Raw genomic sequence first — 15866 nt, forward strand, 5'->3', positions numbered from 1 at the left:
TGATTACTCTCTTATGATGAATAAAAACACTGTCATTATTGTTGACGACCATCCAGTTATTGTAATGGCCCTGTCAGCTTTACTTACTCAACATGGTTACGAAGTTGTTGCTACGACTGATAATGGTGTAGATGCTTTAAATTTAACTAAACTTAAAAAACCTAATATTCTTTTATTAGATATAGGTATTCCTATGTTAGATGGTCTGGAAGTTATAAAAAGGCTAGAGAATATTGATAATCCACCTAAAGTTTTAGTTTTAACTGCGCAACCTAGCAACTTTTATGCTAATCGAGCCCTTCTATCGGGAGCATCCGGTTTTTTATCTAAAAATGCAGATATATCATATGTTATTGAGGCTCTTAAAGCTATTTCTTCTGGATATAAATATTTTCCTGATTCGTTAAATTTTAAACAACAAATAGAAAAAGATAATGATCTATCCATTCTTTCTCCACGAGAGTTGACAGTTTTCAATTATTTAGTTTCTGGTATGCCCAATAAAGAAATAGCAAAAGAAATGATATTGAGTAGCAAAACAATAAGTACTTATAAGAATAGAATATTAGAAAAACTCAATGCGAAAAATATTATTGAGTTATCTCACATTGCAAATAATAAAGTAGATCAAGAAAACGATTAGATTGTGATAAAAAGGTTAATACATGATGAGTTATATATCAAAAGGGGATAAGAAAATCCCCTTTTTAATTAAATAATAGTTACAGTGCAAGACTGATTTATTCTTTAAATATCAACAATTAGAATATTCCCTGTCTCGCTACTTTGCAGCGCCATCTCTATCAATTGAATATTTTGTAGCGCTTGCTCTGCGGGTACTGGGTTGTCGCTGCCAAGTCGAATCGCATCGGCAATGGCTTTAAAGTAGTGTTGATAACCACCGACTTCTGTCTCGATTAATTCTGAGCCTTGCTCACTGTATAGCTGCCCATAGAGAGTCAAATCTTCTTTTGCCCATTCAGGGCTGTCGGGGACTCTACCTTGCTTTAAATAGTCTTCTTGTGGGTCAAGCCCCTGCTTAACAAACTTGGCCTTCGTGCCCAACACATTAAAACGTAAATTAGGCTCTGGGCTGTAGAGGTTAGCGTGCAGATGCACCAGGTGATCGGGATAGTGTAAGATGAGGTTGAAGTAATCAATGGTTTGCGCATCGGGGCGCATTATACGGCATTGGGCATTAATGGCTTGTGGTAAACCAAACAGCACCAGCGCTTGATCAAGTAGGTGAGGAGCAAGATCAAACAATATTCCGCCACCTTGTTGTGACTGTTCACGCCAGCGTTGACGTACTTGCGGGCGATAGCGATCAAAATGTGACTCAAACAGGCGTACTTCACCTAATCGTCCCTCTTTAATCAGTTTTTGCACGGTGAGGAAATCCCCATCCCAACGTCGATTATGAAAGACACTCAGTAACAGACCTTGCTGATGCGCAAGAGCGATCAAGGCCCGTCCCTCTTCGACACTGGTGACAAATGGTTTTTCGACGATCACATGCTTACCGTTTTCTAGCGCTCGCTTTGCTAGAGGAAAATGGACATCATTGGGCGCGGTGATGATAACTAACTCAGCATCGCTATTATCCAGCAGACTCTCTGCATCTTGATACCACTGAGCTTGTGGCCAATCAGCTTCGACCGCCGCTTGCTGACTGGAACTGATCGCGCACAATGTCAGTTCAGGTAAACTTTGAATAAAAGGTAAATGGAAGGTTTTTGCCGAGTAGCCATAGCCAATAACGGCGGTTTTTATTGGGTGGTAAGTCATAATTGAATCTTCTCTTTTAGTATGTCGAGACTATCTTCATCATGCCCAATGCCGCTCTTGGGGTAAAGGTTTGTTTATCATAGAAAGCATTTGATAGTCAGCAGCCCATAAAAGAAAAAACCACCATCAAAAAGATAGTGGTTAGCAAATAGAACTCAATTAAGCGGCGGCGATGTAATGTCGTTTCGTATGCTTTTTTTGTTTCAGCTCGGCTATCAACGCATCAATATCGACCTCGATATTGAAACGCTGTTTGAGATTGGCGAGGAAGATAGGATCTTCACACATCGCTTTTTGTGGCTCATCGCTGATTTTGGCGACGGGTCGACCGCGGCATTCCGTTAACTTAATCACGATAGACAGTGGCTTATAGACTTTGCCTTGCGCATTTTTCCAATCCGCCAGATCGTTAGTCAAGAAAGTACCAATCCCAAACGAAACTGGCACCCGACCAGCAAAGTATTCACACAAATCAAGTGCTCGCGCAAAATTAAGCCCGTCAGAAAAAATAAACAGCTTATTACGTGGATCAATGCCAAGCTTCTCATAGTGAGCAATCATCTTATCACCCCAGATAAATGGGCAACCTGAGTCATGCCGTACCCCATCGTACGCTTTCGCTAAATGGACGTTAAAATCGTTGAGAAAAGCATCAATATTCAAGGTGTCGGTTGGCGCAATAGCAAGCTGACCATCAAAAGCGCGCAGCCACTGTTCAAGGGCAACGCGTTGTGAGTCTCCGACATTAACCAACGCTTGATGGCCCATAAACCACTCATGAGCAATCGTACCAATCGGCTTGAGATTAAATTCACGAGCAAAATGATAATTACTGGTGCCTAATAACTGCTCGGGAATTTCTTGTTGTAAGTAAGCAATCACATCTCGCTGAACTTGGCTGGAAAAGCGTCGCCGCGTACCCATTTCGGTTAATGAGAAGTTGCTGATCCCACGCTGAGCAATTTCTGCTTTTAAAGCTTGCACTTTATCAGCCAATACTTGCATCGGTAACTCGGCGGGCACTTGCGCCCAGTGACGACGGCTACGAACTTCCGAGATCAAAGCCATCACTAATGTTTCATACAAAATGGTGTCTCGCCACGTACCTTGAATCGCTATGCGTAGCTGGCGCTTGCCCTCTTGCTTAATGATCCCCATTTCCACTTGACGCTCTGGTTGAAAATGGAAATAGCGTAATGACTGTAAAAAAGTGTGATTAAGGTGTGGGGCATGTTGCTCTAAATAAACAATGTCAGCATCCGAAAAACGCAGTGAAGCCAAATGATTGATTTCTTGGCGAACTTCTTCTAATAAGCCACTGATGTCTTCATCGCTGCGTACAATCAATTCATAGCGCACCTCAACATCCGGATACAACGAATGAACAGCCTGCATCATATTGATTTTATAGGCATCAAGATCCAGCAAACTGCGGATAAAAAGAGGAGAAAACAGGCGATCGCTCATGATGATGCCATCCTTTCGTTCGGTTTTATTCAGTCATTGCGTTAGTAACAACGTGTTGCTAACTTTTGGCGAACAATAAATTACCCTTGCAAGTTTGTCAACTTTTGTGACAAACCTAGTCACCCGCCAATTAACCTCGTTATAAATAGGTACAATGCAGCACGTTTGTTATCCAAATCATGTTTGTCACAAAGTGTTATTTACATTTGACCATCATCATCCACTTACCTAGAATAGACCCGTTGTTGATAAGAGAGCCCATTATGATTGTCACTATCGATATGATTTGCCTGCGTCTTGCGCCAAAATCTATCCAAGTTTTATTGGTGAAACGGTCTAATCCGAACCGGCCGGATTGTGGTAAATGGGCATTGCCCGGTGGGATAGTCTATGACGAAGATATGACCGCTCATGGTGGTGAACCGGTCGATGAGGATTTTGATGCGGCGAGACGACGTATTTGTCGGCAAAAAGTCCATACCTATCCCAACTTTATCAGCGATCCGCTGGTTGATGGCAACCCCAAACGCGATCCGAATGGCTGGAGTGTCAGCATTTCTCATTACGCTTTATTAAACGCTTCTAATGTTAAACAAATCGAAGATTTTGGCATCGACCCCGAACGAGCCAATTGGTTTGATCTTCCTCCCCTACTTAACGGGGAAATGGCACTGGCTTTTGATCATGTCGCACAAATTCAGCATGCATGGCAAAAATTACGCGCTGCGGTTGAATACACGTCGGTAGTATTATTTTCATTAGAAAAAGAGTTTTTAGTGGCTGACATTATTGACGCCTACGCCAAATTTGGTGTCGAAGTCAATCGTATGACCATTAAACGCCGCTTGATCAATACCGGAGTGATCGTCAGTACCAATAAGATGGCCGCCTCTTGTAAAGGCAAAGGTGGCAAGCCAGCCACCGTTTATCGTCTGGCTAGTCACGAAGTGACCTATTTTCAAACCTGTTTACGAGGTTAACCGATCGAAAATCATGTACAGTAACGGTGATGAGGTCAACTGATAATAGATAGGTAGGAAGCAATGCAGATTATTCTTGTTCATGGACTCTATATGCATGGATTGGTAATGCATCCTCTGAGCCATCGTCTGCATAAATTGGGTTATCGTACTCAAACCATTAGCTACAACTCACTAGCCATTGATGATGAGACTATTTTCCGCCGCCTTGACCGGGCGATCGCTCATGGTTCCCACAATGCTTTAGTCGGACACAGTTTAGGCGGATTGGTGATTAAACGTTATCTAGAATCACGCACGCCTTCTGGTGATACCGTCTCCCATGTCGTCGCCATTGGCTCTCCTTTGCAAGGCGCTTCGATCGTCAATAAAATTGAGCAATTAGGTTTAGGGGCAGCATTAGGTAATTCTGCCGAATTTGGGTTAAAACAACACCACGACGAATGGCGCTATCCGCAAAAGCTTGGCAGTATTGCCGGTACAATACCTTTAGGTCTGCGCAGCCTTTTACTGCGTGATCAACTGGACTCCGATGGCACCGTTACCGTACAAGAAACCAAAATAGCTGGCATGACGGATCACATCGCGATATCGACCACTCATACGAGCATGCTGTTTAATCATTCCGTTGCCGAGCAAATCGACCACTTTCTTCGTTATGACCGCTTCCGACACTAAAGCTGTTTAAACTTCAGACGATATTGCACTTCGTATCAAACCGCTGGTGATTGAAAACATACCCACGACTTATTCAGAGGGCGTTTCCATCATCAGCGCTTTACCATGCAATAAACAGTCCGCGACTTTACGTCTGGCCGCTTTGACTAAATTAGCGAGTGTCTGCCGCGATACGCCCATGACCAACGCCGCCTCTTGCTGTTGTAAACCTTGGTAATCGACTAATCGGATCGCTTCAAACTCATCGGCTGCTAATGTGACGCGTGGTAATTGTGCCATCGGAATACCGTTAGGCTTGAAACACGTTTGTGCAGGCACACCACAAATGTGTCTGGGAATTTTAGGACGAGCCATCTCTTTTCTCTTTTCTCTTTTCTGGGCATTCATAGCGCCGTTAATCGGTATTGTGTCATTTTAGCAAGAAAAGGCAACGTAACGCTTTAGAATCAAGCTGATGCTGCTATTGATTGATAAATTTAACAAAATGATACAAAAGCAAAACAAATTAAACATTTATAACCTATCTCACATTCAACTTAGCTAATAATCAGTACACTCTGCCGGTTTTTGACTATTGGAGTACCTATAATGAATCGACTGTGGATCGGTTTTGGCTTGTTATTGATCCCTCAACTCGCGTCTGCAAGTAATGCCACCCATGACGCACCACTTGTACTTACTCATTCGACGATTGGCTATGCCTCTTTAATTTTATTTTGCTTCGCCTATGCGCTGGTGATGCTAGAAGAGTACTTACAACTGCGTAAATCGAAACCGGTTTTGCTTGCTGCCGGACTGATTTGGGCGATGATTGGCTATGCCTATCAACAGCATGGTAATGTTGATATTGCACGAGCAGCGCTCGAACATAACTTGCTGGAATACGCAGAACTATTGCTGTTCTTGCTGGTTGCCATGACATACATCAGTGCGATGGAAGAGCGACGCTTATTTGATGCGCTGCAAGCTTGGATGGTCGGTAAAGGCTTTAATTTTAAAACTTTATTCTGGCTAACCGGTATTTTGGCTTTCTTTATCTCACCGATTGCCGATAACTTAACCACCGCACTACTGATGTGCGCGGTCGTGATGAAAGTTGGTGGTAGCAACACCAAGTTTGTCAATCTGGCGTGTATCAATATTGTCTTAGCGTCTAACGCAGGGGGGGCATTCAGTCCATTTGGGGATATTACCACTCTCATGGTATGGCAAGCCGGTCATGTCACGTTTATGCAGTTTATGGATCTGTTTGTACCTTCAGTGGTCAATTATCTGATCCCTGCTTTCATTATGTCGTGGTTTTTACCCAAAGAGCAGCCAGACGCAGTTTATGAACAGGTAGAAATGAAACGCGGCGCACGACGAATTGTCGCACTGTTTATTTTTACCGTCGCAACCGCCGTCTCTTTTCATGCCCTATTCCACTTCCCACCCGTGATTGGCATGATGATGGGCCTTGGGTATTTACAATTCTTTGGTTATTTCCTCAGAAAAACATTAGCCAGCTCATTAGCTAAAAAAGCCGCAATGGCGATGGCGAAAAATGATGAGGCCGCGTTAAAACGTCTCGGTTCTGTGGTTCCTTTCGATGTTTTTCGACGTATTTCTCATGCCGAATGGGACACGCTCCTGTTTTTCTACGGCGTAGTGATGTGTGTCGGCGGGCTAAGCCTGCTCGGTTATTTAGGTTTGATGTCGGAGCTGATGTATACCCAATGGGATCCTGTGTGGGCAAATATTGCACTGGGTATCTTGTCGGCGATTGTCGATAACATCCCTGTTATGTTTGCGGTATTGAGTATGGAACCGGAGATGTCGCTCGGCAACTGGTTATTAATTACCTTGTCTGCGGGCGTTGGTGGTAGCTTACTTTCTATTGGTTCAGCGGCTGGGGTGGCTTTAATGGGGGCAGCACACGGTAAATACACCTTTGTCGGCCACTTAAAATGGGCTCCGGTGATCATGCTGGGTTACGTAGCGAGTATTGCCGTGCACCTACTGCTCAACCAAGGACTATTTACCTAACCTTGTCTCAACATTGCTATGGTGTTGAAAACCGTCATCGACACCGCTAGCAACGCTCAATAAATCAAGGCAGAGGGATGATCATCATCAAATCCTCTGCCTTGCTTTTATTGATCAACGACCAGCATTTACGGTAGTACCGCTAAACCATACACTGCCGTTAGTTGTTTTGTGGATCAGCATCTAAACGTACCCAGACATGGCTCATCTGGTACAACGCACACGCACTGCAGGTTAAAACTTCCCCGCCACCGTGAATACGCATCACTAAATCATCCCGCTTCTCTTTCGAACTTTGCCGAAACTGTATCGCCAATTGATTATCTTTAACGATAAAACTGCGTTGCCACAAACGAGTACCGTTCGACTCAAACGCCACTTCACCGTCTTTGAAGAGCAGCATATCTTGATTATGCTGATTATCGTACTTACCTTCAAAAGAGAACGTCGGTCTATCAGCCAGACGCTCTAATTCTTCTTGGCTACAAGCGACTAACAGAGCAAGCAACAGCAGGGTAATTGCTGTTTTAAACCACTGACGATGCATGCTCCTCTCCTCCTGCTATGTGCTGCTTACTATCCTGCGAATGACGACCGCTGATTGATTCCGTTGAGCCAAGCATCACAACTTCTAGCGCTCAAATAAATACACATATTTTGGTAATGAACAATATGCATAAGTATAGAACAAGATTCGATTTACTGACTTAACCTTAGCGTGATCGTCGATTAATTAACCAACTCCTCGCGTGATCAACCAAACCCATTTGCTGATACCTACCTTTTCGCCAGTCACTAACGGTGAGAGTATCAAATGGTATCTGGTTATCGTACCTAGAGATGCGCAAAATGAATAGTCAGTAAAATCTGATTCATCACCCTACAAAAGCGTTAATCGTCATCGAGAGAGCATTACGGAACTTATCCCTTTCCGACTTAACGCTACCGCTTTAACTCGAAAGGGGATAATCAACATTAGCGCAATAGAGTGATGTACCCTTGCAAAACGATCAGATTCACAATATCAATGAAGAAGGCCCCGACAATCGGCACGACCATAAAAGCTTGGGGAGAAGGTCCATAACGGTTGACTATCGATCCCATGTTCATCACTGCCGTTGGTGTCGCCCCTAAGCCAAAACCACAATGGCCACTCGCCATCACCGCGCCATCATAAGTTTTGCCCATTATTCGAAAAGTCACCGTATACGCGAACAGCGCTAATATCACCGATTGAACGCTAAGAATAATTAAAAAGGGCAGCGCAAGATCAAACACATTCCATAACTTAAGGCTCATCAGCGCCATTGCGAGAAATAATGACAGCGATACAGTGCCTAGAATATCGACCGTTTCGGTATCGATCTTACCCATTTTGCTCACCTCCAACAGATTGGTGATAGCAACACCGATAAAGAGCGCATAAACAAAATCCGGAACCATTAACCAAGCGATCTGAAAATGTGCCACCCATTGGCTAACATAATGTGCCCCTGTGACACACAGTAAAATCGTAGCTAAACTTTCAACTACTTTTTTAGCAGTCACACGGTCTTCTTCATGCTCGTTGTACGTGACAAGCTCAGGAAAGCGCTGATGGGTTTGATTGCCAATACCGTAGTCAGATTGTAGATGATGTTTATCAATCAATCTTTTCGCCATTGGACTGCCAATGATCCCACCAATGATTAAGCCAAAAGTCGCAGAAGCCATGGCAATTTCGAGCACATTATCTAAGCCATAGGCATTTTGAAAAGTCTGTGCCCAAGCCGCTCCGGTCCCATGACCGCCTGACAGGGTAATCGAACCCGCAATCAGCCCCATTAACGGATCTAACCCAAGCAAAGTCGCTAACGAAATGCCTACGGCGTTTTGAACAACGATAAAAACAGAAGCGACAGCCAAAAATAAAAAGACTTTGAGACCGCCTTTAACCAATTGAGTGTAATTCGCGGCAAGGCCAACGGTAGCAAAAAACATCAACATAAAGGTGTTTTGTAACGGCAAATCAAAACGTATATCTACCGCATTAAAATGTAATATGGTCAATACGCTGGCGACCACCAAGCCACCGACGATCGGCTCTGGTATGGTGAATTTCTTCAAGATCGGGATGTGAAAATTAATAGAACGCCCTAAAAAAAGCACACTGATTGCCACTAGAAAAGACTCTAGGGGACCAATAGCAATAACCTGATTCATGTTACCTCTCAACTACATGTATGATTTCGGTGATTCCCTAATTGAAATGGGTACTTTGGCAGGGTGCCTAGCAATAGCTTCTATTTCTAGAACCAATTGCTGTTTAATTCCCAAAAAATAAGAATAAAAAGCAAATTAATCGCTATTAATTCTCGTAATTTAAGAAAAAGGCAAGCATCAGCCCTCACACAGAATCATGATTGAAAAAGGTTGCTTATAGCCAAACAACTTGGAGTTGCAGTTAGGCGGCAAGTGAGTGACAAATTTGTCTGGAACAAATTTGAACAGCCGTAGGCTGGCCTTTGGTGAGAGCCACGGATGGCTCTCACCATCCCCATGAGCATAGATAAGCTATGTGATTAGGGTGAACGAACGTAGCCAACACCCCTACAGCTGCAAGTAGGAAGGAGATATGAACAATGGCAGAAAAAGAGGAAGGAAAAAAGAAAGCCCAAGCGGCGTTTAGCGACTTGGGCTTTCTTTCTATTGGAGGTAATTCAAACGCTAACCTCAGTCATCGTCTCAAAACGAGACTTAACCAAAGATGCTAATATACCCTTGCAAAACGATCAGGTTAACAATATCAATAAAAAACGCACCGACAATCGGCACGACCATAAAGGCTTGTGGTGAAGGACCATAACGATTGACAATCGAACCCATATTCATCACTGCGGTTGGTGTCGCTCCTAAGCCAAAACCACAATGCCCACCAGCAATCACCGCAGCATCATAATTGCTACCCATGAATTTAAAAGTCACGTAGTAGGTAAAGAAAGCGAGGACGATGGATTGTACAGTGAGGATAATTAAAAATGGGATGGCTAAATCGAGCACATTCCACAGCTTTAAACTCATCAACGCCATCGCCAAAAATAAGGACAGCGAGACGGTTCCCAGCATGTCGATGGTTTCAGTATCGAGCTTACGAACTTTCGTCACTTCGAGTACGTTAGTGATGATCACTCCGATAAACAAGGCATAAACGAAATCAGGGATCATCAGCCATTGGATTTCTAAAGTACTTGCCCATTGTGAAACGTATCGCGCTCCAACCACGCAAACAATCAAAAAGAACAGCTGTTCAACCACCTTTTTTCCGGTGACTTTATCTTCCTCATTTTCGTTATAGGTGATAATTTCAGGATGCCGTTCATGGGTTTTAGAGCTTCGACCATACACAGATTCCATATTGTGTTTGTTTACCAAACGCTGAGCGACCGGGCTACCAATTAAGCCGCCAATGATCAAACCGAAGGTGGCCGATGCCATGGCTATCTCAAGCACATTATCAAGGCCATACATCTCTTGGAAAGTTTGCGACCAAGCGGCACCAGTACCGTGTCCGCCAGAAAGCGTAATCGACCCTGCCACTAAGCCCATTAATGGATCCAAGCCTAACGCAGTCGCCATAGAGACTCCGATGCCATTTTGGATAATGATATAAAACGACGCGATGGCCAAAAAGAGAAACACCTTGGCCCCGCCTTTGATAAGTTGCGTGTAGTTCGCCGCTAAGCCAACAGTGGCAAAAAACATCAGCATAAAGGTATTTTGCAGCGGTAAATCAAACTCTAAATCCATACCATAAAAATGCAGCATGCTGATCAGGCATGAAACAATTAAACCGCCGACAATCGGCTCTGGTATATTGAATTTATTTAAAATCGGTAGCCTAGCATTAACAAAGTGGCCTAAAAACAGTACGCTGATCGCCACTAAAAAGGACTCCAGTGCCCCAACTGAAATTAAATGATTCATACAACCTCATCATAATATGCTCTTCATCCTCCATGATGATTGAGGGTTAATGGGATAGTCTATTCGATAGCTCACGTTCACAAAGATACGTATCTCAACCAATGTTGTGCGCCTTAGGCTGATTTAATGGGTGGAATAAGCGATGGTTAACTCACGCTGTTTACCCTTTAAAATGTAAAAAGGAGCACACCACAAGTGGGTGGTTGCGCTCCTTTTTGCTGTTGAGCGTGCGCGAAAGCGGGTCTTTCTGGGCCAATAGGCTCCTTTACATCAACAGAAATGACCGATGCTATCGGATAGCGTTGTGGCTATAACCTCTATCGCCAAATCATTTGGGATAGAACAAGAGAAGATGTCCCTAGGGCGAATTGACCTTTAGCGATGTTTTTTCAGCTAAAAATCAACACGCCCTAGCCTGCAATTTACTTGTTCCTATCGTAGTGGAATACTCTGACTCATGGATAGGTTGTGAGTCGAAACCAAGGAAAAACTCAAGTTCGCAACAGGCTGCATGGCCATAACCGGGCCGGACTATAGCACAGGAACCACGATTTTAGGTAACCCTATCCCATTGGCGGAACGCACATTATTACAAATATGTGACAAAAATATGAATTAGGATAATCACAAAGGTAAACGATTCTCACCAATCATCACTGACCGATGGCGCCACCACCTGTACCGGGAAACCATTTTGCGCAGCAATGGCCGCTCGAGCACGTGCGTCAGATTGATGAGAGGCGCTCAGCCACCAGGTTAACTCAACTGGCAAATCAAGGGATTTTTTACTCCCATCACTACGGGTTAGAGGCTCATGAGCTTCAAGGTATACACTGCGATCAGGCTCTAAGGTGACTTTGATCGGCTCATCGATGATCCGCACTTTTACTCCGCGATCCACTTGATGAAAGAGCCACTCAATGTCTTTAGGATCCATACGAATACAGCCCGCACTCACACGCATGCCAATCCCAAAGTCTTTGTTAGTACCATGGATCAGATACTCTCCTGAACCATAGGCTAAGCGCATCGCATAGTTACCCATCGGATTATCTGGACCGGCGGGAACCACCGCGGGTAACTCAATACCACGCTGCAAATACTCATTACGTACTGACTGCGGCGGAGTCCAAGTTGGGTTACGGCGCATTTGGCTGATTTGCGTGGTCATTTCTGGCGTATCACGGCCAATTCGACCAATTCCAACCGGGAAAATATGCACCTGCTGAGTATTAGGTGGAAAATAATACAAACGCAACTCGGCAAGATTGACCAAAATGCCTTGATACTCAACCTCAGGTAAAATGACCTGTGAAGGAATCGTCAACACTAGACCCGCTTGGGGGAGAAACGGGTCGACGCCTTTATTGGCCGCCATTAAAGCCAGAAAACCGACATCATATTGGCCTGCTATCTGCGCCAACGTTTGTCCTTCTTGCACTTCATGATAATGCATCCGCCCGACTAGGCGGCTGCCCTCTTTAGGCAACTCATAGACTGCCGCTTGCAAAGAGGCGAGCCCACTTAACCAGAGTAAACCGATGAGAAACCCGTTACGCAACATCAATAGGATTATCCTTTGCTTCTTTATAGAGACGTAAGGTTACTTCTCTTGCTACTTTATGATCAACCATCGGTGAAGGATATAACAGAGACTTAACACCAGGCCATTTCCAAGGCGTATGAATATAGGCAGTAGGCACACTGGCCAGTTCAGGCACCCATTGACGAATAAATTGCCCACTGGGATCAAACCGCTCACCTTGAGTGATCGGGTTAAAAATTCGAAAATAGGGCTGACCATCACAACCGGTGGAAGCGCACCATTGCCAACCGCCATTATTCGCAGCGTAATCACCATCGATTAATTGCTGCATAAAGTAGCGCTCTCCCCAATGCCAATCGATATGCAAATCTTTGGTCAGAAAACTCGCCACGATCATTCTTAATCGGTTATGCATCCAACCGGTTTGATTTAATTGCCGCATCGCCGCATCGACAATCGGATAGCCAGTTTTACCCTCACACCAACGAGCAAAAGCTTGCTTATCATCCGACCATTGCAGTCGATCACCCCATGAATGAAAAGCTTTGCCTTTCGATAATTTACTTTCAAACACCAATAGATGCTGATAAAACTCGCGCCAAATCAATTCACTCAACCAGATTTCTGCGCCAGAAGATAACAGGGCGGATTGCGATTGCGCATACATTCGCGCAATACATTGCCGCACCGAGAGCATGCCAATCGCCAGATAAGGAGAAAGCCGACTCGTGCCTTCCTGAGCAGGAAAATCACGTTGCTGATGATAATCATCGATCGATTGCTGGCAAAACTGACGTAGTTGGTGGCGTACAGTTTCAAAATCTACGGGCCATTGATCACTCGATACTCGTGGATAAGCAAAGTCTTGCCTCTCATTCCACAACGCATTGTGTTCAGAACCTAACAACGGATTGACTGCGGCAGTTGGAGTTGAAACGATGACTGGCGGTGTAAACCGACTCAACCATGCCCGTTTGAAAGGTGTAAAGACTTTAAAATACTCGCCTTGTTTATTTAATACCTGCCCAGGCGTAAGTAAACACTTATCATCACAAGCTAACCAACCAATTCCGAGCGTACTTAATGCCTGTTCAGTTTGGCTATCCCGCTGCTGTTCATTCCATTCATAGTCGCGATTGACCAACACTTGATTGACCGACAAGCTTTGTGCAAATTCACTGACCACTTGACTTGCTTGTTGATAGTCATCAACCTGTTTGTAAAATAAAGGAATATTTAATGCCGCTAATTCTTGCTGCAAAGTAAACAAACGGCGATAAATGAAATCCGCTTGGATCGGAGCCAAGTCATGACGTTGCCACTGATGAGGTGTGGCCACGAAAAGGGCCGAAACCGATTCACCGCTGGCAATCGCCTTCTGTAATGCTGTGTTATCTATCGCGCGCAAATCTCGGCGCAACCAGACCAGTTTCATGACTCATTCTCCTGATGGGTTAAGACATCCAAAACACTGGATAAGACCAAGTGATCCTGCAGTTGGGTTTTCAACTGAGCCAACGCAGAGCGCTGCGCTTCTGCTAAACTTCGATGTGAAAACACACTCACTCCTTGCCAGTCGTGCAAACTCTCGTGCTGGAGCAAGCCACTCATATCGTCAACGCCTTCAATAAACGTCACTTGATAGCCTTTTTCAGCCCACATTACCGCCCAAAGCCAAGCAAGAATGCTACCGTGTCCATCAAAGCTGATACACAAACAAGGACCACGATGCGCCGCTTTATTTTCCGATTCGAGAATACTCGATAATTTACTGAGCATCAGGCTGCTAAACAGCCCCTTTTGCAGCGAGCGTAATGGTCCTTTGACCTTTTCCAGAGCTTCAATCACCGGCAACACAAACTGCGCTTCAATAATATCCAAAGGGTATTCTTTCATTACCGTGGCAATCACATTCGCGGCTTTGGCTCGTTTCAATTTAGCCAACGCGTCCAGTAACGCCGAACACGCTTCAAGCTCTCCACCCGGGTCCAGCACCTCACTTTCCGGTAGCTGATTGTTGTGTAACAACTGACTTACTTTGCCAATCGAGACGCCTTTTAATAACCAGCTCTGAATGGTTTGGATCGTCTGAATATCCTGTTCGGTATACAGCCGATGCCCTTTCTCGGTACGTAAAGGTTGCAACAAGCTGTAGCGACGCTGCCAAGCACGTAACGTTACAGGCTTAACGCCGGTTAACTCAGCAACTTCACGAATCGCATAGTGCTTCGCCTCATAGTCCATAACGTAATCTCAATGCTTGTGGGTGGGGATCCAAATAACGCTGCTGACTAAGATACTCATCAGGATACATGGATAAATAGTGCTTAATTAACGTTAAAGGCGCGAGCAGAGGCAATAAACCTTGACGATATTCATCGATCACTCGCGCTAACTCGGCTTTCTGTTGTGCGGTCAAAGAGCGTTTAAAATAACCTTGGATGTGCATTAGCACGTTAGTATTATTTTTGCGGCTAATACGGTGAGTAAGTGCTTGCATTAAGCCTAAGCGATATTGCTCGATAAAGGTGTCGGTCGGATATTTGGTCACTTCCGCGACTAAACGCCCTAAAGCTTTGTAGGACATCGGATGATGAGCCATTAAAGAGAGTTTATAACGCGAATGGAATTCTACGACTTTGCCTGCCGTTGGCTGTGAGCCAAGCGATTGGTAAAAATCATTTAAACAAAAAACGCGAGTAATAAAATTTTCTCGCAGCACAGGGTCATTTAATCGACCATCCTCTTCAACCGGTAACCAAGGCATGCGTTGCATTAATTGTTGCGTGTACAACCCGACGCCATTTTTTTCAGCACCGCCTCGTTCACCGTAGACTTTGACTCTTTCCATGCCACAAGTCGGCGATTTAGCACACACGATATAGCCGGATAAATGTTCAGATTGCAGCTGCTCTATTTTCTGCTCGGAATAATTGAGTAAGGCCGCCGTATGATCGCGGCTGGCATCTTTTGTTTCCACCAAGGCGATGCGTTCATTATTCGACATTAAACGTATGGTTGGTCGTGGCACTGGTAGCCCCATACCGACTTCGGGACAAACGGAAACAAATTCGAAGAAGTTGGCCAACTCTTTGGTAACAAAGTTGCTTACTTTATGCCCAGAGTCAAAGCGAACCGGTTCACCGAGTACACAAGCGCTAATACCAACGCGAATAGGGGTCGATTCCATCTTTTTTCTCCTAATGACGATAATGTTGGGTAACATCACTCACGGTTGTACAATTATTTTATTTGTATAAGGTATAGCACAGCTCCGCAAAGTTATACAAATTATTTTTTTGTACATGAAACTGAGCATCTTTTGTCTCCCTATTCGATTAAGCAGCTAAAAAGCCTAAAATTACAGCGAGAAAACCAGTGTTTTGTGATTCAAACGATTAACAAATCGATTGCGCCAT

The 15866-nt window shown here is 44.4% G+C and carries 14 protein-coding genes; 4 read left to right on the forward strand and 10 right to left on the reverse strand.

Features of this window, described 5'->3' with window-relative positions; genetic code table 11:
• The first annotated feature begins 13 nt into the window (after window positions 1-13).
• Window positions 14-643 (forward strand): response regulator transcription factor, encoded by a 630-nt coding sequence (locus tag FKQ60_RS09345; RefSeq protein WP_004396787.1) that lies wholly within the window; start codon window positions 14-16, stop codon window positions 641-643.
• Window positions 644-747: 104 nt separating this feature from the next.
• Here the strand turns inward: FKQ60_RS09345 and FKQ60_RS09350 are convergent, their stop codons facing one another.
• A complete protein-coding gene (locus tag FKQ60_RS09350) occupies window positions 748-1788 on the reverse strand; it encodes an oxidoreductase (protein ID WP_170906354.1) in 1041 nt (346 codons plus the stop codon).
• Between the two features lie 159 nt (window positions 1789-1947).
• A complete protein-coding gene (gene pncB, locus FKQ60_RS09355; protein WP_170906355.1) occupies window positions 1948-3255 on the reverse strand; it encodes a nicotinate phosphoribosyltransferase in 1308 nt (435 codons plus the stop codon).
• A gap of 263 nt (window positions 3256-3518) precedes the next feature.
• On the opposite strand from pncB, the gene FKQ60_RS09360 reads away from it, so the two are divergent.
• Together FKQ60_RS09360 and FKQ60_RS09365 are read left to right on the forward strand one after the other, a co-directional pair.
• Entirely contained in the window at window positions 3519-4235 is a 717-nt protein-coding gene (locus tag FKQ60_RS09360) for an NUDIX hydrolase (protein WP_158145282.1), read from the forward strand.
• A gap of 63 nt (window positions 4236-4298) precedes the next feature.
• Window positions 4299-4913 (forward strand): cob(I)alamin adenolsyltransferase/cobinamide ATP-dependent adenolsyltransferase, encoded by a 615-nt coding sequence (locus FKQ60_RS09365; protein ID WP_040905166.1) that lies wholly within the window; start codon window positions 4299-4301, stop codon window positions 4911-4913.
• Between the two features lie 69 nt (window positions 4914-4982).
• Here FKQ60_RS09365 and FKQ60_RS09370 read toward each other — a convergent pair whose 3' ends face one another.
• Entirely contained in the window at window positions 4983-5267 is a 285-nt protein-coding gene (locus tag FKQ60_RS09370) for a DUF134 domain-containing protein (RefSeq protein ID WP_040905168.1), read from the reverse strand.
• Window positions 5268-5501: 234 nt separating this feature from the next.
• Between FKQ60_RS09370 and nhaD the strand changes: the two genes are divergently transcribed.
• Window positions 5502-6938, forward strand: coding sequence for a sodium:proton antiporter NhaD (gene nhaD / locus FKQ60_RS09375; protein WP_004396793.1), 1437 nt, complete (start codon window positions 5502-5504; stop codon window positions 6936-6938).
• 160 nt (window positions 6939-7098) lie between these two features.
• Here nhaD and FKQ60_RS09380 read toward each other — a convergent pair whose 3' ends face one another.
• The 7 genes from FKQ60_RS09380 to FKQ60_RS09410 form a co-directional block, all read right to left on the reverse strand.
• Complete coding sequence (locus FKQ60_RS09380) at window positions 7099-7485, reverse strand: hypothetical protein (RefSeq protein ID WP_004396794.1); 387 nt, start codon at window positions 7483-7485, stop codon at window positions 7099-7101.
• A gap of 428 nt (window positions 7486-7913) precedes the next feature.
• Complete coding sequence (gene gltS, locus FKQ60_RS09385) at window positions 7914-9140, reverse strand: sodium/glutamate symporter (RefSeq protein ID WP_170906356.1); 1227 nt, start codon at window positions 9138-9140, stop codon at window positions 7914-7916.
• A gap of 534 nt (window positions 9141-9674) precedes the next feature.
• A complete protein-coding gene (gene gltS / locus FKQ60_RS09390) occupies window positions 9675-10901 on the reverse strand; it encodes a sodium/glutamate symporter (protein WP_004396796.1) in 1227 nt (408 codons plus the stop codon).
• Between the two features lie 643 nt (window positions 10902-11544).
• Window positions 11545-12465: a L,D-transpeptidase family protein gene (locus FKQ60_RS09395; protein WP_170906357.1), complete on the reverse strand. Its 921-nt coding sequence runs from the start codon at window positions 12463-12465 to the stop codon at window positions 11545-11547.
• Complete coding sequence (phrB, locus tag FKQ60_RS09400) at window positions 12455-13882, reverse strand: deoxyribodipyrimidine photo-lyase (RefSeq protein WP_170906358.1); 1428 nt, start codon at window positions 13880-13882, stop codon at window positions 12455-12457. The genes FKQ60_RS09395 and phrB overlap by 11 nt, the downstream gene beginning before the upstream one ends.
• On the reverse strand, window positions 13879-14691 hold the full coding sequence (locus FKQ60_RS09405; protein WP_004396799.1) for a MerR family transcriptional regulator: 813 nt from the start codon (window positions 14689-14691) through the stop codon (window positions 13879-13881). The genes phrB and FKQ60_RS09405 overlap by 4 nt, the downstream gene beginning before the upstream one ends.
• Complete coding sequence (locus FKQ60_RS09410) at window positions 14681-15637, reverse strand: DUF523 and DUF1722 domain-containing protein (RefSeq protein WP_158137191.1); 957 nt, start codon at window positions 15635-15637, stop codon at window positions 14681-14683. Before FKQ60_RS09410 ends, FKQ60_RS09405 begins: the two co-directional genes overlap by 11 nt.
• Between the last annotated feature and the right edge of the window lie 229 nt (window positions 15638-15866).

This window comes from Vibrio sp. A11 (assembly GCF_013048705.1).
In the GTDB taxonomy this organism is placed as follows: domain Bacteria; phylum Pseudomonadota; class Gammaproteobacteria; order Enterobacterales; family Vibrionaceae; genus Vibrio; species Vibrio metschnikovii.